Annotated in this window: 15 protein-coding genes; 8 read left to right on the top strand and 7 right to left on the bottom strand. The window is 69.4% G+C overall.

What is annotated here, in order from left to right:
- Positions 1–1,425, top strand: a complete 1,425-nt coding sequence (adeC, locus tag ACNKW1_RS07440) for an AdeC/AdeK/OprM family multidrug efflux complex outer membrane factor (protein WP_418363968.1) — start codon at positions 1–3, stop codon at positions 1,423–1,425.
- A 49-nt stretch (positions 1,426–1,474) separates the two neighbouring features.
- Positions 1,475–2,611 carry a CobW family GTP-binding protein gene (locus tag ACNKW1_RS07435; protein WP_418363967.1) on the top strand — a complete coding sequence of 379 codons (1,137 nt, stop codon included), beginning with the start codon at positions 1,475–1,477 and terminating at the stop codon, positions 2,609–2,611.
- Between the two features lie 31 nt (positions 2,612–2,642).
- Here the strand turns inward: ACNKW1_RS07435 and ACNKW1_RS07430 are convergent, their stop codons facing one another.
- Together ACNKW1_RS07430 and ACNKW1_RS07425 are read right to left on the bottom strand one after the other, a co-directional pair.
- Positions 2,643–3,134, bottom strand: coding sequence for a hypothetical protein (locus ACNKW1_RS07430; RefSeq protein WP_418363966.1), 492 nt, complete (start codon positions 3,132–3,134; stop codon positions 2,643–2,645).
- Positions 3,135–3,213: 79 nt separating this feature from the next.
- Positions 3,214–3,690, bottom strand: coding sequence for a bacteriohemerythrin (locus tag ACNKW1_RS07425; protein WP_418363965.1), 477 nt, complete (start codon positions 3,688–3,690; stop codon positions 3,214–3,216).
- A 269-nt stretch (positions 3,691–3,959) separates the two neighbouring features.
- Between ACNKW1_RS07425 and ACNKW1_RS07420 the strand changes: the two genes are divergently transcribed.
- From ACNKW1_RS07420 to ACNKW1_RS07410, 3 genes are all read left to right on the top strand, one after another.
- Positions 3,960–5,417, top strand: a complete 1,458-nt coding sequence (locus tag ACNKW1_RS07420; RefSeq protein ID WP_418363964.1) for a DUF2868 domain-containing protein — start codon at positions 3,960–3,962, stop codon at positions 5,415–5,417.
- On the top strand, positions 5,414–6,838 hold the full coding sequence (locus tag ACNKW1_RS07415; protein WP_418363963.1) for a GTPase/DUF3482 domain-containing protein: 1,425 nt from the start codon (positions 5,414–5,416) through the stop codon (positions 6,836–6,838). The genes ACNKW1_RS07420 and ACNKW1_RS07415 overlap by 4 nt, the downstream gene beginning before the upstream one ends.
- Positions 6,839–6,919: 81 nt before the next feature.
- Positions 6,920–8,035, top strand: a complete 1,116-nt coding sequence (locus tag ACNKW1_RS07410; protein WP_418363962.1) for a hypothetical protein — start codon at positions 6,920–6,922, stop codon at positions 8,033–8,035.
- Between the two features lie 63 nt (positions 8,036–8,098).
- Here ACNKW1_RS07410 and ACNKW1_RS07405 read toward each other — a convergent pair whose 3' ends face one another.
- Positions 8,099–9,790 carry an ATP-binding domain-containing protein gene (locus ACNKW1_RS07405; protein ID WP_418363961.1) on the bottom strand — a complete coding sequence of 564 codons (1,692 nt, stop codon included), beginning with the start codon at positions 9,788–9,790 and terminating at the stop codon, positions 8,099–8,101.
- Positions 9,791–9,989: 199 nt separating this feature from the next.
- On the opposite strand from ACNKW1_RS07405, the gene recC reads away from it, so the two are divergent.
- Together recC and ACNKW1_RS07395 are read left to right on the top strand one after the other, a co-directional pair.
- A complete protein-coding gene (gene recC / locus ACNKW1_RS07400) occupies positions 9,990–13,517 on the top strand; it encodes an exodeoxyribonuclease V subunit gamma (RefSeq protein ID WP_418363960.1) in 3,528 nt (1,175 codons plus the stop codon).
- A gap of 8 nt (positions 13,518–13,525) precedes the next feature.
- Positions 13,526–14,152 carry an IMPACT family protein gene (locus ACNKW1_RS07395; protein WP_418363959.1) on the top strand — a complete coding sequence of 209 codons (627 nt, stop codon included), beginning with the start codon at positions 13,526–13,528 and terminating at the stop codon, positions 14,150–14,152.
- Here the strand turns inward: ACNKW1_RS07395 and ACNKW1_RS07390 are convergent.
- Genes ACNKW1_RS07390 through ACNKW1_RS07375 form a run of 4 tightly spaced genes read right to left on the bottom strand, consistent with a single transcriptional unit; the run spans position 14,126 to position 17,299 of the window.
- On the bottom strand, positions 14,126–14,905 hold the full coding sequence (locus tag ACNKW1_RS07390) for a LamB/YcsF family protein (RefSeq protein WP_418363958.1): 780 nt from the start codon (positions 14,903–14,905) through the stop codon (positions 14,126–14,128). The two genes, ACNKW1_RS07395 and ACNKW1_RS07390, sit on opposite strands and share 27 nt — an antisense overlap.
- Before the next feature lie 48 nt (positions 14,906–14,953).
- Positions 14,954–16,009, bottom strand: a complete 1,056-nt coding sequence (locus ACNKW1_RS07385) for a biotin-dependent carboxyltransferase family protein (RefSeq protein WP_418363957.1) — start codon at positions 16,007–16,009, stop codon at positions 14,954–14,956.
- Positions 16,006–16,767: a 5-oxoprolinase subunit PxpB gene (pxpB, locus tag ACNKW1_RS07380; RefSeq protein ID WP_418363956.1), complete on the bottom strand. Its 762-nt coding sequence runs from the start codon at positions 16,765–16,767 to the stop codon at positions 16,006–16,008. The genes ACNKW1_RS07385 and pxpB overlap by 4 nt, the downstream gene beginning before the upstream one ends.
- Positions 16,768–16,783: 16 nt before the next feature.
- Positions 16,784–17,299 (bottom strand): winged helix DNA-binding protein, encoded by a 516-nt coding sequence (locus tag ACNKW1_RS07375; RefSeq protein ID WP_418363955.1) that lies wholly within the window; start codon positions 17,297–17,299, stop codon positions 16,784–16,786.
- 182 nt (positions 17,300–17,481) lie between these two features.
- Here ACNKW1_RS07375 and ACNKW1_RS07370 point away from each other — a divergent pair, with 182 nt between their 5' ends.
- On the top strand, positions 17,482–18,471 hold the full coding sequence (locus ACNKW1_RS07370) for a TRAP transporter substrate-binding protein (protein ID WP_418363954.1): 990 nt from the start codon (positions 17,482–17,484) through the stop codon (positions 18,469–18,471).
- The last annotated feature ends 33 nt before the right edge of the window (positions 18,472–18,504 follow it).

Below are 18,504 nucleotides of genomic sequence, written 5' to 3'. Positions count from 1 at the left end.
ATGAGCAAGTACGCAACAAGGTTGCCGCTGCGCGGCCTGCTGACGGCACTGGCGGCCAGCGCGCTCGGTGCATGCTCGATGATGCCGGTGTTCGAGCGCCCCGCGGCGCCGGTGCCGGCGAGCTTCCCGCAGGCTGCGCCTACCGAGGCTGCGGCGGTCGCGCCGCTGGCCGACACCGTCGCCTGGCGCGACTACTTCGCCGACGAGCGCCTGCGCGAGGTGATCGCGCTCGCGCTCGAGAACAACCGCGACCTGCGTGTCGCCGCGCTCAATATCGAGCGCGCGCGGGCCCAGTACGGCATCCAGCGTGCCGACCTGTTCCCGTCGATCGCGGCCAGCGGCGGGCAGAGCGCGCAGCGTGTGCCGGGCGACCTGAGCATGAGTGGCGACTCGACGGTCAGCCGCCAGTATTCCGCCAACCTCGGCTTTGCCAGCTATGAGCTCGACTTCTTCGGTCGTGTGCGCAGCCTCGAAGAGCAGGCGCTGCAGACCTACCTTGGTACCGAGGAGGCGCGCCGCAGCGCACAGATCAGCCTGGTCGCCGAAGTGGCCAATGCCTGGCTGCGCCTTGCGGCCGACCGTGAGCGTCTGGCTCTGGCGCGCAGCACCTTCGCGACGCGGCAGAAGTCCTTCGAGCTCACGCAGCGCAGCTTCGATCTCGGTGCGGTGTCCGCGCTCGATCTGCGCCAGGCCGAAACCCTGATGCAGACGGCGCGTGCCGATGCCGCGCGTTACGCCGCGCTGGTGGCGCAGGGCGAGAATGCACTCGCGTTGGTGGTGGGGACCGGCGTGCCCGCTACGCTGCAGCCGCCGGCCCTGGGCGAGCAGGTCGCGGCCATCGCCGAACTGCCCGCCGGTCTGCCTGCAGAGGTGCTTGTGCGCCGCCCCGACATCCTGCAGGCGGAGCGCGCGCTGATGGCCGCCAATGCCAGCATCGGTGCGGCACGTGCCGCCTTCTTCCCGCGCATCACGCTCACCGCCAGCGCCGGGACGGCGAGCAGCGCGCTGAGCGGCCTGTTCGACGGCGGCTCGGGGGCGTGGAGCTTCGTGCCGCAGATCCGCCTGCCGATCTTCGAGGCGGGGCGCCTGCAGGCCAGTCTGGATGTGGCCGAGATCCAGCGCGACATCCATGTCGCCCAGTACGAGAAGGCGATCCAGTCCGCCTTCCGCGAGGTGTCGGATGCGCTCGCCGAGCGCGCCACGCTGGCCGAGCAACTCGACGCGCGGCGCCGGCTGGTCGAGGCTGCGCAGCAGAGCTTCGCGCTCTCGGATGCACGCTACAAGGGCGGGGTGGACAGCTACCTCAACCTGCTCGACGCCCAGCGCAGTCTGTACGGCGCCGAGCTCGAGCTGATCTCCACCCGACTGTCGGATGCGAGCAACCGTGTTGCGCTGTACAAGGCGCTGGGCGGCGGCTGGCAATAAGGGCGCGTGCCGTGGGTCGTGAAGCACGGCTTGCGGCACGCTACACTGCATGCCGATGAACGCCTCCGACCCAAACGCACAAGAAGCCGACCGCCGCATTCCGGTCACGATCCTCACCGGCTTCCTCGGTGCGGGTAAAACCACGTTGCTGAACCATCTGCTGCGACAGCCGCAGATGGAAGGCTGCGCGGTGTTGATCAACGAGTTTGGCGAGGTCGGCGTCGATCACCACCTGGTCGAGAAGGTCGATGAGAGCCTGGTGGTGCTCGATTCGGGCTGCATCTGCTGCAGCGTGCAGGGTGATCTGGTGCGGGCGCTCAAGGGCCTGTTCATGCGCGCGCTGCGACGCGAACTCAAGGGTCTGCGCCGGGTGCTGATCGAAACCACCGGCCTGGCCGATCCGGCCCCGGTCATCCATACGCTGCTGTCGGAGCCCTTCCTGTCCGAACGTTACCGGCTCGACGGCGTGGTGACTGCGGTCGATGCGACCCATGCCCGTGAGCAGCTCGCCAGTCATAACGAGGCCATGCGCCAGGTGGCGATGGCTGACCGCCTGCTGCTCACCAAGTGTGATCTCGCCAGTGAAGAGGTCCGCGCCGAGGTCGCGGCGCTGGTGTCGGCCTTGAATCCCGGCGCGCGTCAGGTGGAGGTTGAGCAGGGCCGGGTGGCCCCCGAGCAGATCTTCGACTGTGGCTTGTACGATCCGGGCGGCAAGACGCCCGATGTGGCTGCCTGGCTGGGAGAGGAGGCGGTGCGCGCTGTGCGCCGCGCGTCTCCTGCGCCGGCTTGGCGTCGGCCGGGCGCGGGGCAACGGGCAGTGTCCGGTGAGAGCGCGGACGCGCAGGTTTCGGAGCGCCACAGCGCGGGGGTGCACAGCTTCGTGCTGTGCTTCGACGAGCCCCTGGCCTGGTACGAGTTTTCCGACGGACTGTCGCTGTTGCTGCAGGTCTATGGCGGGCGGATCCTGCGTATCAAGGGCCTCCTCAACGTGGCGGGCGACCCGCAGCCACGCGTGCTGCAATGCGTTCAGCACAGTGTCTATCCCGCCACCAGCCTGGAGGCCTGGCCCGATGGCCCGCCCTACCACGATCGCCGCAGCCGACTGGTGTTCATCGTCCGCGATCTGGCGCAGGAGGAGGTGGCCTCCATCCTGGGCAGCTTCACCGGGCAGGTTCCGCACGCTTGAAGAGCGTGCTGCGGTACCCGGTGCGCCTACTTCAGTCGCAGCGGGCCCTGCATTCGCCGGTGCTGCAGTCTGCCTGCTCGACCGTGCAGTTCGCCTTGGTCCGATGCACCATGCGCTGGTCGTTCTCGTAGTTGCAGATCAGCCGGGTCAGGTTGTTCTTGCGCTCGGCGCTCATCTTCAGGGCCTTCGAGGCCTTGATCGTGTCCGCGCCGAGATTGCAGGAAAGATAGCCGCTGAAGGCGCCGTCTGCCGTCTCCCAGAGCGCGTAGTTCTTCTCGGCCTTGTAGTTCTCGAAGCTCGCGCAGGTGAGTACGTCGCGGCCGTAGAGACGTGCATTGTCGCCGCAGAAGCCCATGTAGGTGTAACGCAACTCCTCGTCCGTCGGGCAGGGCTGGATCTGCGCAGCCTTGGAAAGATCGGGGCAGATGAGCGTTTCCGCGTGTGCGCTCGTGGCCGCAAGGCTGCTGCCGAGCAGGACGAGGGAGAGGAGAGCGAGTCGGGATGTCCGGGCGTGCTGCATCATCGTTTTCTCGAAAGGGTGGGCGGGTTGAGAAAGGGTGGAAAGAGTGAGAAGGGCGAAGTTTGGCCTCTGCCGCACAGGCTTACCAGAACTTCCACCACCATTTGCGCTTCTTCATCGCCTGCTCGACGTCATCGGACCACTTGGACTCGCCGCCGGCCTCGATGAAATACGCGCCGAAGCGCTTGTCCGCCTCGTTGATATGGCGCATCAGCCAGACCTTGAGGAAGTGCAGGAGTTCGAAGCTGATCGTCGCCTCGCCGCTGTCGAGCTTCTCCTGCAGCGACTGGACTTGCCCAATCAGATCCTCGTGGTTCTGCTTGTGGGCGGCGAACTCGGGGTAGTTCGACACCCGCATCAGACTCTCCTCCACGGCGAAGTGGGTTCGGGTGTAGTCGGCCAGTTTGTCGAGGATCTGGCGTGAAGTAGTAGACCCGTGATGCTCCCGGATGGCGGTGTGCAACTGGTTGAGCAGGTCCACCAGTTCCTTGTGCTGCTCGTCGATCTCCTGCAAGCCGATGCTGAACTCGTCGGTCCAGTGAAACAGTTCGGTGCTCATGGGCGCGATCCGGTCGTGAGGAAAGCCATAAGGCTAACGATTCCATTCAGGATGATCTTGATCAGGATCAATTCTAAATGGAAGGGATTGCGTCCCATGCCGACATGCACCTCCGACATGCACCTCCGGCTGCATCCGCCGCTGCTTCATCCCGGGTGGCATGCTGCCATGTGCCTGCCGCCGATGCGTATGGACGGCGAGGTTGTTATGCTTGCCCCATCACTCTGTGCGAACTTCTTGCCTTCCGCTTTCGCGTGCCCAGATCCCCCTTGCCGAATCCCCTCTCTTCGCGCTGGCTGGCCGAACTCGTCCGCCGCCATGAGGAACATCATCCACCGCTTGACGAGGCGCGCGCGCACGCCGCGGCGCGGGAGCACTCGGGTGGCTTCGAGGCGCGCCTGCTGAAGCGCGCCGAGTTGCTCGAGGGCGCCGTGGCGTGGCGCGCGGCGATCCGGCGCTGGCAGGCGCGCGCGCGGCTGGTGCTGACGCTTGCCTTCGTGCTTGCGTTCCTGTTCGGCTTCGGCGCGGCGGCCGGGGTGCTGGGCGACGGTTCGCGTCCGGTCAATGTGGTGTGGACCCTGGGCGGGCTGCTCGGCGTGCATGGGTTGAGCCTGCTGCTGTGGCTGGCGAGCCTCGTCCTGCAGGGTGGCGCTCAGGGCGCCGCGCTGCAGCATGGGGGGCTGCTCGGCCGGGCCTGGCTCAGCCTGACCGGCTGGCTCGACCGCAGCCGCGAGGCTGCCGACCTCCCGCTCGCGCTCGCTGGCCTCCTCGGGCGCGGTCGCCTTGCGGCCTGGGGGGTGGGGGCGGCGAACCATGCGCTGTGGCTCGGTGCGCTGCTGGGCGCCACGCTCGGCGTGCTCGCGCTGCTGGCCACAAGACGTTACGGCTTCATGTGGGAAACCACCATCCTGCCGGCGGACACCTTCGTCGCGCTGAGTGCCGCGCTCGGCGCGCTGCCCGGGTCGCTAGGCTTTCCGGTGCCGGATGCGGCCACCGTGATGGCGAGCGGTGATGCACCGATGCTCGCCGAGGCGGGCCGCCGTGCCTGGGCCGGCTGGCTGGTGGGCGCGATGGTGGCCTACGGCGTGCTGCCCCGGCTGGCCCTGGCACTGCTTTGCTTCGGGCTGTGGCGACGTGGCGCGGCCCGCATCCGGCTCGATCCGTCGCATGCCGGCTACGCCCGCCTGCGCCCTCTGCTGATGCCCGACAGCGAACGCATCGGCGTGCGCGATCCGGAGCCAGCGGCGATGCCGCGTCCGCAGCGCAACGCACCAGTAGCGCAGGGTGGCGGCGGCGCGGTCGCGGTCGCGCTGGAGCTGGGTGACGATCTGCCGTGGCCGGGGCTGGTTAGGGCACCGGCGGCGGCCCCCGCTCCGGGCGGCACGGGGGCTGGGTGGGAGGACGGCGGACGACTGGACAGCCGCGAGCAGCGGCGCGCAGTGCGCGAGCGCTTTGCCGCACATCCTCCAGCGCGCCTGCTGGTCGTGGTCGATGGGCGGCAGACACCCGATCGCGGCAGCCTGGGGCTGATTGCCGACCTGGCCGATCATGCACAGTCGATCCGGGTCTGGCCGGCCGGCGTGGTGCCCGTGGGGGCTGGCGAGTTGCTTGGGCGCGTGGCGCAATGGCGGGAAGGGCTGGGCGGCCTCGGGTTGGGTGAGGAAGCCATGTTTGCCAGCGTCGCCGCAGCGCAGGCCTGGCTCGCAGGCGGAGATCCGGAACGATGAGCGACATCCTGCGCGTGGCCGTGGTGGGCCACACCAACACCGGCAAGACCTCCTTGTTGCGCACGCTGGCGCGCGATGTCGGCTTCGGCGAGGTTTCCGATCACGCCGGAACCACCCGCCACGTCGAGGGCCTGCGGCTGATGGCGGACGGCGAGCCCGCGGCGGAACTCTTCGACACCCCGGGCATGGAGGACGCCATCGCCCTGCTCGAGTTCATCGATGGCCTGGTCGACCCCGGTGAGCGTGTCGACGGCCCCGAGCGGGTCGCGCGTTTCCTGGCGCGCCCGGAAGCCAGCGCGCGCTTCGAGCAGGAGGCCAAGGTGCTGCGCCAGATGCTCGCGAGCGATGCCGGCCTGTATGTGGTGGATGCGCGTGACCCCGTGCTCCCCAAGCATCGCGACGAGCTCGAACTGCTCGCGGCCTGCGCGCGCCCGCTGCTGCCCGTGCTGAACTTCATTGCCGATCCGGCGGCGCGGGCAGGAGACTGGCGTGCTGCGCTCGCCCGATTGGGCCTGCATGCGGTGGTGAGCTTCGACACCGTGGCGCCGCCGCTCGATGGCGAGCGCGAGCTCTTCGGCACCCTGGCGACGCTGATTCACGGTCATCGTGCCCGCCTGCAGGTGCTGATCCAGGCCCGCCAGCGCGAGGCCGATACGCGCCGTGTGGCGGCGCGCAGGCGGGTCGCGGAGCTGCTGGTCGAACTTGCAGCCCGCCGCGAGCGTGTGGTGGAAAGGGGCGACGACACCGTCGGCGGTGAAACCGGTGGCGACGAAGCCGCGCTGCAGGCGGCCGTCGCCCGCATGCGTGAGGACGTGCGCCGGCGCGAGCAGGCCTGTGTCGATGGCCTGCTGCGGCTGTACCGCTTCCGCCCTGACGATGCACGCATGGCCGAGCTCCCGCTCGCGGACGGACGCTGGGAGGATGACCTCTTCAACCCCGAGACGCTGCGCCAGATGGGCGTGCGGCTGGGCACGGGAGCTGCTGCGGGTGCAGCAGCCGGGGTGGGCATCGACCTGATGACTGGCGGCCTGACCTTGGGTGCCGCAGCCGCCCTCGGTGCGCTCGCGGGGGGCTTGTGGCAGACCTTCGGCCATTACGGCGAGCGCATCGCAGCGAAGGTGCGTGGTCATCGCGAGCTCACCGTCGATGATGCGATCCTGCGCATGGTTGCGCTGCGTCAGCGCGCGCTGCTGGCGGCGCTTGACGGCAGGGGGCACGCCGCCTTGATGCCGATCGAGCTGCAGGGCGGAGGGGAGACGGTGGCTGGCCCTTCCGCTGCCGATCCGGCTGCCGACCGCTGGCGCAAGGGTGCACTCCCGGATGCGTTCGCACGTGCGCGCGCGCACCCCGAATGGGCGCTCGATCACGGCGGCCAGGACAAGGAGGGTGTGATTGCGGAGCTTGCCCAGGCGCTCCTTTGAGGGTGTGGCGGCCCAGGCCTTCAGAATTCCCGTGCACGGCCGTTAACGCGGACAACCGACCCGTCCGTCCGGGGTGCCCGCATGAAAGTTGCCGCCTACCGTATCGATCTGCAGTCCTCGCATCAGTCTTCCAGTACCTTCGAGCGCCATGAGCGCCTGGAGGTGTGGGGCGGTGGTGCGGGCGCGCCCACGCCACGAGGCCGGGGGCTGGGTGTCGCGACGACGCCCTCGGCCGCCGGAGCGGAGCCGGGCCGCGCACTCGCAACCGGTGCGCTGCAGATTTCGACGGCGGGCCGCGCGGCGCTCGCCGCAGATTCGCCCGAGATCGGTGCTGCGGAGGCGGCCTCGGTCGAGGCGCTGGAAGATCCCGCCGAGAACGACCCCCAACTCGCCCTGCTCATCCGCATGATCGAGTTCCTCACCGGGGAGCCGGTGCGGCGTATGAGGACGGAGGATCTGCGTGCGCTCTCCGGCGAGGGGGCCGCCGCGCAGCGGCCGGCAGGGGCGGAGGCCGAGGCGGGGCCGGGCGCCGGCTTCGGCATGGCGTATGAGCTCACCGAGCGCTACGTGGAGCAGGAATCCGTGGCGTTCCGAGCCGGCGGGGTGGTTCGCACCGCGGACGGCGGAGAGATCCGCTTCGAGATCGGCTTCGCAATGTCCCGCAGCTATTCCGAGGAGGTCTCGGTGAGCTTGCGTGCCGGCGCAGCACCGATGAAGGATCCGCTCGTGCTCGATTTCGGCGGTCCTGCAGCGGCTCTGTCCGATCTGCGCTTCGCCTTCGACCTCGATGGCGACGGGCGCAAGGAGCAGCTTCCCATGGCCGGTGGTGCCGGCTTCCTCGCCTTCGACCGCAACGCCAGCGGTCGCATCGAAGATGGCAGGGAGCTCTTCGGCCCTGCCAGCGGCGACGGCTTCGCCGAGCTTGCCGCGCTCGACGACGACGGCAACGGCTGGATCGACGAGGCGGATGCAGCGTGGTCACAGCTGCGCATCTGGCGTCCGGATGCGCACGGCGAGGGCAGCCTGAAGACGCTCGAGCAGGCCGGGGTGGGCGCTTTCTACCTCGATCGGGTCGGCACTCCCTTCAGCCTCAACAACGCGGCCAATGAGGCCCTCGGGCAGATGCGTGCGAGCAGCATCTACCTGCGCGAGGACGGCAGCGTCGGCACGGTCAGCCAGGTCGACCTGCGCGTCTGAGCGCCACGTGCCGGTCGCGCCAGCGGTGGAGGGATCCGCTGGCGGCGCGTGTCCAGCCTTGTTTCAGCTGCTGCCTGCATCGAGTGGCTCGAGTGCCCTCGCAGCCTGCTCCGACGCCACCAGGATCAGCTTCATCGTCGCCCGCGTGGCGCCGACGAAGAGTTTGCGCAGGGTGAGTTCGTCCATGTGCTCGCGGGAGTGCCCATCCGACGTCTCGAAGTCGATCTCCGTGAAGATGATGCAGGGCGCGGACTGGCCCTTGAAGCGATACACCGAGTCGATCAGCAATTCGCCCTGGGAGTGCTCCGGCTCGCCGAGCAGGTCGTAGCGGCCGGTGAAGGCACGCAGGCGGTGCGGCCCGAGGTGGTCGAGCGGGGTGAAGCGCGAGTGCTCGCGGCCGCGGAAGGTCAGCAGCACGATCATGTCGCGGCGGAAGCCCAGCCCGAGCGCACGCGTGATCGCACGTTTGGTGGCTTCCATCAGTCCGGCCTCGTCCCGCCAGGAGAACAGCTCCGGCCTGCTGTCGGTCACCGGGCTGCCGGTGCGCACCGGTGCGGGCAGCGGAAGCCGGGCGTTGAGCAGGGCGAGCACGTCGGCCGGGGTGCGGTAGTTGGTGTCGGCTGTGAGTCCCACCCAGCCGGGCAGGGCGACCGGCGGGCGGTCGTAGAGGTTCTGCAGCGGGTCTTCGAGCCACCATGCGCGTCCGCCCGGCTTGAGGAGCGCGAGCAGGGCGTCGCGCCAGGGCTCCCTGAAGTCCTGCCCCTCGTCGATGATCAGTTCGTCGAACTGCCAGTCGGCGGTGGCGTGGGTTGCAGCCAGGGTGGCGAAGTCCGCCTCCATGCGGCGGAAGGCGCCGGGGGCGCCGAAGGCTGGTTTGCGCCCGGCGTCGCGCAGGCGACGGTCGCACAGTTGGTGGTAGGTGGCGATCTCGCCCCCCGCTGGCGCAATGCGCAGGAAGTGGTCGGCGAGCGGGCGGTTGTAGCACACGTAGAGCGGCCGCCGGCCCGCGGCGATCGCATCGCTGTAGGCGGCGAGCGCGAGCTGTGTCTTGCCGCTGCCGGCTGTAGCGGTCACGCGCAGCCGATGCGGGTTCATCTCGATCCGGCGTGCCCACTCGGTCAGGCCGCCGGCGAGGCGGGTGGTCAGGTCCTCCGCCTGGCCGATGTGCGCCTGCACGTCGGGCACGAGTTCCAGCAGGTCAGCGAAGAAGCGGTGCAGGGCGGTGCGGGCCGCGGCGTCCAGCGTGGGGTCGCCTGCCTGCGCTTGCGTGAGCGTGGTGATCACTGCCGGCAGCGCGTCGCGGCGCGTGGCATCGACGATCCGCGCCGGGTCGAGGCCGGCGGTGCCGGGCTGGCGCACCGTGTAGTCGGGGCAGTACAGCAGCAGCTCGAGCGGGCGCTCCTCGCCGTGCAGCAGCGGGCGCAGGCGGCTGCGCAAGGCCTCCGCCGAGCGCGCCAGCTCCACGTGGATCTGCGGCCCGCGCTGTCTGCCCGGGCGCGCCAGCCCCTGTGCGCCCTCGTCCAGCAGGCCGGTGTGCTGTTCCACCAGCAGCACGCGTCCCGTAGGACCGACCACCGCGAAATCGACCTCGCCGAACACCGTGCCCAGCCCATCGCTCCGGGTCCAGTGCAGACCATGGTAGATCGTGGTGTCCGCGGGCAGTGCCGCGGCGAGCAGAGTCAGGGTGGCGATCTCGCGCCGGCGCGCCCCTTCTGCAGGAAGCAGGCGCCAGCCTTCGGGGTGGGTCTTGGCCATGGGGAGAGTGCTCGGGTCGCGGGACGCAGGCCGTCCGCAGGACGGAAAGATGGGATTGTACCGCCCTGCCCGCGACCTCAGCCGCACGGCCGGGAGCGCTGTCCCGCGCGCCAGGGCGTGTGTCCTTGCGCCGGCAAAGCGCCGTCGATGCGCTATCCTCACCGCTTGCCCTGCGTGCGGCCTGTCGCTCTTCCCGACCATGTTTTCCGTCACCTTCTCGAACCGCTTCGAAGTCCTGCTCGACTGCCTGCTCGACCGCCTTGCCGACGAGCGCCCCGGCCCCTTCGGCGGGCGTGAGGTGGTGGTGCCGAATGCGGCCCTGCGGCGGCGGCTGGAGCTGGCTGTTGCGGATCGCGAAGGTGTGTGTGTCAACCTGCGCTGCGACTACCTGGCGCAATGGCTGTGGCGCCAGATCGGGCGCGTGCTGCCGGTGCCGGAGCGCTCGCCCTTTGCGCCGGCGCTGCTGGTGTGGCGCATCCTGGCCCTGCTCGACCTGAACCACGAGCGTGGCGCCTGGATCGCCGGGCACCCGCGCCTGCAGCACTATCTCGCTACGGCCGATGAGCGCGGGCGCTACGAGCTCGCTACGCGGATCGCTCGCGTGTTCGACCACTATCTGACCTATCGGCCGCATTGGCTCGCGTTGTGGGCGGAAGGGCGCGGCACGGCGCTGTCGCGCGATGCGGGCGAATCCGCGCGGGCCGACGAGGCCTGGCAGGCAGAGTTGTGGCGACGTTTGCGTGAGATGCTGGCGCTGCACAGCGAGCATCCGGCGACGGCCTTCCTGCGTGCCCTGGGAGCCCTGGCCCCTGATGCGCTCGCCGCGCGCGGCCTGCCGCGCACCGTGCATGTGTTCTGCCTGCCTGCGCTGCCGCCCCTCTATCTCGACATGCTGCGCGGGCTCGGACGCATGGTCGATGTGCGGCTGTACGTGCTCAACCCCTGCCAGGAATACTGGTTCGATATCGTGGATGCACGGCGGCTGTCCTGGCTCGCCGTGCGCCAGCAAGACATGTTCTTCGAAACCGGCAACCGCCTGCTGGCGGCCTGGGGCAAGCAGACGCGTGCGCAGATCGGCTTGCTGTTCGAAGGCGAGCATGAGGTTGAGGAGGAGGCCTTCTTCTCACCCCACCCGGGTCGTCATCTGCTTGCGCGGCTGCAGAACGCCATCCTCATGCTGCAGGAATTGCCGCCAGCGGGGGTGAAAGTGGCCGCAGGCGATCGTAGCGTCGAGGTGCATGTATGCCACGCCCGCACGCGCGAGCTGGAGGTGCTGCACGACCGCCTGCTGGGCCTGTTCAGGGCGCCTCCGGGCAGTGGTGAGCCCTTGCGGCCCGCGGACGTGCTTGTGCTGACCGCGGACCTGGAGCGCAGCGCACCGCTGATCGAGGCGGTGTTCGGCACCGCGCCGCCTGCCCGGCGGATCCCGTGGCGCATCACCGGCCTGGGCAGCACGCAGGACAACCTGGTGGCGCGGGTGCTCGACGGCGTGCTTGCGCTCGCCGCAAGCCGTTTTCCGGCGACGCGCGTCTTCGATCTGCTCCGCCAGCCTCCGGTGGCTGCCCGCCACGGGCTCGACGAGGCGGGGCTGGAGCAGGTGCACGACTGGCTGCGGGTGGCGGGTGTGCGCTGGGGGCTGGATGCGGCCTCGGTGCAGGCCGCGCTCGCTGAAGACGCTGCGCCACAGGGGGCAACACAGGGGGCGGAGCGCCGCTCCGCACGCGTCGCGGTAGCCGCCCCCCATACCCTGGAGGAGGGCCTGCACCGGCTCTTTCTCGCCTGGGCGGCGGGGGATGCGGCGCAGGCCGCGCCGTTCGGCGGGCGCATCGGCGCGGGTGTGCCTGAAGGACAGGCGGCGGAGGTGCTGGGCCGTTTCTGGCGCTTCATCGATACGTTGCGCACGATCTGCCGCCGTCTGGCGCAGGCGCAGGACGCGGCATCCTGGCAGGCACTGCTGAACGAGACCCTGAGTGGCTTCGTCGCCGATCTGCCTGCGTGGGCGGACGAACTGCGCGAGGTGCGCGCAGTCATTGCACAACTCGGCGCCGACATGGATGCGGGTATGGATGGCGCGCCGCTGTCGCTCGAGGTCGTGCGCGCTGCGCTCGCCGAGCGTCTGGATGACCCTGCGCGTGGCGGCGTGCCGGGCGGCGCGGTCACCTTCTCGGCGATGCCTTCGCTACGCGGCCTGCCCTACCGTGTGGTGTGCGTCATCGGGCTGGATCAGGGCGCGTTCCCGGGCAGCGAGCGTGCGGCGGAATTCGATCTGATGAGCTTGCATGCGCAGGCCGGTGACCGCCAGCGCCGGCTCGACGACCGCAACCTGTTCCTCGATGTGCTGCTGTCTGCGCGTGAAGTGCTGCATCTTTCCTACGTCGGTCGCAGCGTGCGAGATGGCGCGGGCCTGCCGCCCTCGGTGCTGGTGGACGAGCTGCTGGACATACTCGCCGAGGCAACGGCGCCCTGCGCGGGGGACCCGAACGCGTTCGCCGAGGCGCGCGGGCGGCTGATCGTGGAGCATCCGCTGCAGGCTTTCTCTTCGGAGTATTTCCTCTCCGGGACGCGCACGGACGAGCGCCTGGTGAGTTTCAACGAAGGGCATGCGCAGGCGCTCGCCGCCCGCCTCGCTGCAGCGCAGCGCCAGGCAGTAGGTGGCGCGGCTGCGGCAATGGCGGCAGACGGGGCCGCGCCCGCCAGTCGGGCCGCCATGTTTGTGGCGGATGGGGCGGAGGAGGGCACGGAGGACGCGATGGAAGATCTGCCCGCGGACGCAGAGACCGGCCTGTGCGATACGCCCTTCTTCCCGGTGCCACTGCCCCCGCCCGGGCCTGCGTGGCGCACGCCCTCGCTGGATGCGCTGGCCCGCTTCTTCCGCAACCCCTGCCGCTACCTGCTGGGTGAACGGCTGGGTCTTGCGCTGCCGGAGGCCGCGGCGGAGCTGGAGGATGTGGAGTGCCTGCTCGCCGACCGGCCTGCACAATGGTCACTCGCCCGCCGCCTGCTGCCGGTGCTGCTCGACCCCGCTGCCGAGGTGGACGCGGCGGGCCTGCGCACGCTCGCACGGGCGGGCGGGGAGTTTCCGTCGGGTGTGCTCGGCGAGCGAGCATTGGATGCAGAGCTTGCTGCGATGCGCCGCTTCGCTATCCGACTGGCGCAAGCGCGCAGTTGTCCTGCACTGCCGGCGCAGGCTCTGCATGTGGCGGTGACGGTGGCCGGTGAAGACTGGCGCGTGGACGGCGTGTTCGCCGAACTGCGCCCCGACGGCTTGCTACGGCATCGTTTCGCCCCTCCCGCCGCGGCGGATTATGTCGAAGCCTGGCTGGCACACCTGCTGCTGTGCGCCAGTGCACCTGCCGCAATCACGCCGTGTACGCGCTTGCTGGGCCGGGATGCCGCCTTCGCGTTCACGCCGCTGCCGGCGGAGTCCGCGCGCGCGCACCTGGCGGCGCTGCTCGAGCACTACCGTGCAGGGCTGATGCGGCCGCTGCACTTCTTTCCCAAATCTGCCTGGGCGTACGTGGAGGCCGGCGAGAGCGCGGCCAAGGCCGCTGCGCGCTGGCGTGGTGGCCAGCGTGCCGAGCATGGCGAGTCGAGCGACCCGGCCTACCGACTCGCGCTGCGTGGTGTGGCCCAGCCGCTGGACGATGCCTTTGAGGCGATCGCGAAGGCCGTGCTCGGCCCCCTGCGGGCGCATCTCGAGACCGGGCCCGAGCTTACGGCAGGATAGACACGGATATGCCTCTCAGTCTTGCCGGACCGGTTCACAGCGAGCTGGTCATCAAGAAGAGCCGCTTCATCGGCTGCGTGCAGCCGATGGCCGACCGTGCCGGTGCGCAGAAGGTGGTGGCGGACCTGTGGGCCCAGCACCCGGGGGCGCGCCACGTGTGCTGGTCCCTGCTCGCCGGTGGCCAGTCGGCGGCGGTCGATGACGGTGAGCCGAGCGGCACCGCCGGGCGGCCGATGCTGGATGTGCTGCGCCATCAGGACCTGGAGGGCGTGCTCGCGACCGTGGTGCGTTACTTCGGCGGGGTGAAGCTGGGTGCGGGCGGCCTGGTGCGTGCCTATACCGATACGGTGGCGCAGGCGCTGCTGCAGGCCGAGAAGGTGCCCATCGTTCGCCTGGCGACCTTGCGCTGCAGGGTGCCCTATGCGCTGGAGGGCTTGTTGCGCCGCGAGCTCGAAGCTGCGGCCGCAACCCTGATGGCGGTGGCGCATGGCGAGGCGGTGGAGCTGTGCTTCAGCCTGCGCGAGGAGGACGCGGCGGCGCTTCGCGCCCGGCTGGCCGAGTCGGGACAGGGGCGGATCGAGTGGCTGAACGCGCCGGAGGAGATCGGCTCAGCGCGAGGTGAGCATCTCGGGTAGGGTGCAGACCGTCCACCCACGCGCCTCCAACTCGCTGCGCAGGTGCCGTGCGCTCTCCACCGCCCCCAGAGTGTCGCCATGCACGCAGATGCTGTCCATCGTTGTCGTCAATACCTTGCCGCTCTGGCTCACCACGCCGCCGGCCTCCAGCATGCGCAGCACGTGGGTGACGAGTAGGTCGTGGTCGTGGATGACCGCGCCGGGCTGTCCGCGCGGCACCAGCGTGCCTTTGTCGGTGTAGGCGCGGTCGGCGAAGATCTCGCCGGCCACGCGCAGCCCAGCGCGCTCGCCAGCCAACTGAAGCTCGGACAGCACCGGGGCGAGCAGTACCAGATCGCGGTCGATTGCCTTGACCGCCTGCGCCACCGCATCGGCCAGCGCCGCGTCTTCGCAGGCCTGGTTGTTGAGTGCACCGTGCGGCTTGACGTGGGTGACGCGGCCGCCCTCGGCCGCGGCCATGCCGGCGAGGGCACCGACCTGGTAGATGACCATGGCTTCGAGCTCGGCGGGCGTCATCTTCATGGGCCGGCGACCGAAGCCCTGCAGGTCGGGGTAGGCGGGGTGGGCGCCGAGACTGACGCCGGCGGCGAGGGCGGTGCGCACCGTGTGGCGCATCACCACCGGGTCGCCGGCGTGGAAGCCGCAGGCGATGTTGGCCGAGCGCACCACCTGCAGCAGGGCTTCGTCCTCACCCATGGTCCAGGCGCCGAAGGATTCGCCGAGGTCGGCGTTGAGGTTGATGGTCTTGTTCATGCAAAGGGCCTCAGGTCGGGCGTTGGGGGGCGGCCCCCGCGGGGGGCTTCAATACAGCGGTCGGTACTCGGCGCCGAGCGCATGCACGACGCCACCGACCAGATTGCTCGTGTACAGCGCGACGAGGTCGATGCCGTCGGGCGGCAGGGGGCGGATCGTTGCGATCAGGGCCTGGGTCCCGGCCTCTGCGGCACGTGCGATCTGCGCGCCCTCGGCGGCAGTGACGGTGGTGAAGCGCAGCGTTTCGCCCGGCCGCAGTGCGGCGAGGCGGCCGAGGTCGGCGCTGATCACGGTCGCGATCTTGGGATAGCCGCCGGCGGTCTGTGCATCGGCGAGCAGCACGATCGGCTGACCGGCGCCGGGCACCTGGATCGAGCCGGGGACGGTGGCGTCGGAGACGATCTCGGCGGCACCGCTGTGTGCCAAAGGTGCGCCTTCGAGGCGCATTCCCATGCGATCGGCCTCGGCGGTCACGCGGTATTCGCTGTTGACCAAAGCGACGCAGGCCTCGGTGCGGAAATGATCGTCCTGCGGGCCGGGCACCAGGCGGATCGGGCTGTGGTCCGCTTCCGGGATCTGCGTGAGCACGTGATCGCTGCCCCAGGCGCCGGCTTCGGCCAGGGGCAGGCGCATGCCGGCGGCCAGTGCCCGCCCGTTGCCGTCCGCGCCGCCAAGGCTGGCGCGCACATAGGTGGCCGCGCTGCCGAGCACCATGGGAACCTGCAGGCCCGCGACCGCGACCATCGCGATGCGGCCCGCGTTCATCTTGCGGATGCGCAGGGTTTCGCCTTCGGCCAGCGTCACCGAGCGCCAGGGTGCGAGCGGGCGACGACCCTCCGCGCCTTCAAGCTCGAGGACGGCATCGCCTGCGATGGCGAGCTTGATCGCACCGCCGTGCGCGGCAAGCTGCAGCCCCCCGTCGAAGCACTCGATGACGGCTGCGTCGTCGGCATTGCCAGCCAGCGCGTTGGCGATCCGCATCAGGCGGCGGTCGAGCACGCCCGCCCAGGGCACGCCGATGCGGCGGAAGCCGTGGCGACCGCCGTCCTGGATCGAGGCGAAGGCACCGGGCGAGATGATCTCCAGTTGGATCCGAGGGGTCATGTGGCGTTCTCCACGGTGGAGGGGGCGGCGTGCAGCCATTGCAAGGGGTCAATCTCGCCGCTGCGCACGCCGGCTTCGATCGCGCGGTATTGGTCTGCGCTCACCGGCATGAAGCGCACGCGGTCTCCTGCGGCGAGCAGCGAGGGCGCGGCGCGGTGGGCGTCGAACAGCGACACCGGGCAACGTCCGAGCAGGTGCCAGCCGCCAGGGCTCTCCCACGGGTAGATCGCGGTCAGGCCGGTGGCGATCGCCACGCTGCCGGCGGGTACGCGCACGCGTGGCTGGGTGCGCCGCGGCAGGCGCAGCTTTTCCGGCAGATCGCCCATGAAGGGAAAGCCAGGCAGGAAGCCGAGCATATAGACGAGGTACTCGGCGCCGCTGTGCAGCGCCACGACCTCGGCCTCGCCGATGCCGAGGGCGTGCGCCACCTCGCCGAGATCGGGTGCGGCCTCGCCCTCGTAGCATACTGGCAGGCGCCAGTGGCGACCGTCGGCCGGCACGCCATGTTCGGCGGCGGCGATCAGGGGCTGCAGCGTGGTGAGCAGGATGGCGCGCTCGGTGGTGAGCGGATCGAAGAACACCGTCAGCGAGCGGAAGGTGGGCATGGTTTCGATCACGCCCGGCAACTCGCCCGCGTCGAGCAAGTGCTGGATGGCGGTGTCGAGCGCGTTGACTGTGCCGAGCAGGGCCGGATCGATCACGGCGCCGAACTCGATCGTCAGTGCGGCGTCACCGGCGTCGAGGATGCGATGGCTCAAGTGCGTGCTCCTGGCGTCACAGTGAGGAAGTGGAGGCTGCGCGTGCCGCCTGGTCGTAGCGACCGGACAAGGTGCGCAGCAGACGGGCGAGCTCGCCGATCTGCGCGTTGTCCTCCGGGTTTCCGGTGAAGCCCGGCATCAGGCAGTCCTCCCGCACGTCGCGATAGGCCATGCAGACCTCGCGACCCTGCTCGGTGAGCGAAAAGAAGGCCTCCTTGCCGCGCTTGATGCTTTGCACCAGGCCCAGCCCGGCGAGCTTGCGCAGCGAGTAGGAGACGACGTGGGTGTCCTCGATGTTGAGCACGAAGGCGATGTCGCCGAGGCGCTTCTCGATGTCGCGGTGGGCGACGTGGTGCAGGACCAGTACGTCGGTGGGGGTCATGTCCTTTACCCCGGCGGCGGTCATGCACCGGATCATCCAGCGCGCAAAGGCATGCCAGGCGATGATCAGGCCGAACTCGAACTCGGAGAGCTCGGGTGATTTGGCCGACACCAGATGCTGGGACGAAACGATGCGATTGGCCTCGGTCATGGTGGTCTCCGGGGAAAAGACACGGGTTTGATGAATGAAACGTCGAAAAAACGTATACGTTTTGTTGACAAGATACCCATAAAATCTCTATCGTGCAATAACGGTGACTTATGAGAAGCAGGTCGCCGCCCCTCAAACCGCGTTACGGGGCTCTCGCCCTCCTTCAATCAGGAGCACATGCCATGACTCTCTCACGTCCTCTCTTCAAGGCGCTCACCATCTCCCTTCTCGGTCTGGGGCTGGCCGCAAGCGCCCACGCCCAGAGCACCTGGGACATGCCCACGCCTTACCCGGCCAGCAACTTCCACACCGAAAACATCCAGCAGTTCGCCAAGGAGGTCGATGAGGCCACCGGTGGCAAGCTCAAGATCACCGTGCATCCCAACGGCTCGCTGTACAAGGCCAACGAGATCAAGCGGGCAGTGCAGGGGGGGCAGGCGCAGATCGGTGAGGTGATCATCTCCGGCCTGGCCAACGAGGATGCGCTCTACGCGCTCGATACCGTGCCCTTCCTGGCCACCGGCTACGAGGACTCGAAGAAGCTGTGGCAGGCCTCCAAGGACGCGGTCGAGGCGCGCCTGGCGAAGAACGGCCTGAAGATCCTGTACTCGGTGGCCTGGCCGCCGCAGGGCCTGTATTCAAAGACCGAGCTCAACACGATCGGCGACCTCAAGGGCATGAAGATCCGCTCCTACAGCCCGACCGTGGCGCGCATGATCCAGCTCATGGGCGGTCAGCCAGTGACTGTGCAGGCAGCGGACCTCACCCAGGCGCTGTCGACCGGCGTGGTGGCGGCCAACCTGACCTCGTCGGCCACCGGCTACGACACCAAGAGCTGGGAGCAGCTCAGCCATTACTACGATATCCAGGCCTGGCTGCCGAAGAACATCGTGTTCGTGTCGCAGAAGGCCTTTGATGGCCTCGACGATGCCAGTCGCGAGGCGCTGCTCAAGGCGGCTGCGGCTGCCGAAGAGCGCGGCTGGAAAGTGTCGGAAGAGAAGACCGCCTGGTACATCGACCAGCTCACGGCCAACGGCATGAAGGTTCAGCCCGCGCCCGAGGCGCTGCAGGCCGAACTGCTCAAGATCGGTGAGCGCATGACCGCGGAGTGGGCCGAGAAGGCCGGCGCCGACGGGCAGGCCATTCTCGACGCCTATCGCAAGCTCAAGTAAGTCCTCGCTGTCCCACGGGGCCCGTGCATGCGG

The sequence above is a fragment of the Thauera sp. WH-2 genome, from assembly GCF_048321015.1.
In the GTDB taxonomy this organism is placed as follows: Bacteria; Pseudomonadota; Gammaproteobacteria; order Burkholderiales; family Rhodocyclaceae; genus Thauera.
The sequence above is the reverse complement of the archived record's forward strand: the minus strand, read 5'-3'. Positions and strand labels throughout refer to the sequence as shown.

Excerpts from the sequence above, each read along its gene's own strand:
- ACNKW1_RS07395 (WP_418363959.1), top strand. The coding sequence starts at position 13,526 with ATGCCTCTCAGTCTTGCCGGACCGGTTCACAGCGAGCTGGTCATCAAG.
- ACNKW1_RS07370 (WP_418363954.1), top strand. The coding sequence starts at position 17,482 with ATGACTCTCTCACGTCCTCTCTTCAAGGCGCTCACCATCTCCCTTCTC.
- ACNKW1_RS07405 (WP_418363961.1), bottom strand. The coding sequence starts at position 9,790 with ATGGCCAAGACCCACCCCGAAGGCTGGCGCCTGCTTCCTGCAGAAGGG.
- recC (WP_418363960.1), top strand. The coding sequence starts at position 9,990 with ATGTTTTCCGTCACCTTCTCGAACCGCTTCGAAGTCCTGCTCGACTGC.
- ACNKW1_RS07415 (WP_418363963.1), top strand. The coding sequence starts at position 5,414 with ATGAGCGACATCCTGCGCGTGGCCGTGGTGGGCCACACCAACACCGGC.
- ACNKW1_RS07410 (WP_418363962.1), top strand. The coding sequence starts at position 6,920 with ATGAAAGTTGCCGCCTACCGTATCGATCTGCAGTCCTCGCATCAGTCT.
- ACNKW1_RS07425 (WP_418363965.1), bottom strand. The coding sequence starts at position 3,690 with ATGAGCACCGAACTGTTTCACTGGACCGACGAGTTCAGCATCGGCTTG.
- ACNKW1_RS07375 (WP_418363955.1), bottom strand. The coding sequence starts at position 17,299 with ATGACCGAGGCCAATCGCATCGTTTCGTCCCAGCATCTGGTGTCGGCC.
- ACNKW1_RS07430 (WP_418363966.1), bottom strand. The coding sequence starts at position 3,134 with ATGATGCAGCACGCCCGGACATCCCGACTCGCTCTCCTCTCCCTCGTC.
- ACNKW1_RS07390 (WP_418363958.1), bottom strand. The coding sequence starts at position 14,905 with ATGAACAAGACCATCAACCTCAACGCCGACCTCGGCGAATCCTTCGGC.
- adeC (WP_418363968.1), top strand. The coding sequence starts at position 1 with ATGAGCAAGTACGCAACAAGGTTGCCGCTGCGCGGCCTGCTGACGGCA.
- ACNKW1_RS07385 (WP_418363957.1), bottom strand. The coding sequence starts at position 16,009 with ATGACCCCTCGGATCCAACTGGAGATCATCTCGCCCGGTGCCTTCGCC.
- ACNKW1_RS07435 (WP_418363967.1), top strand. The coding sequence starts at position 1,475 with ATGCCGATGAACGCCTCCGACCCAAACGCACAAGAAGCCGACCGCCGC.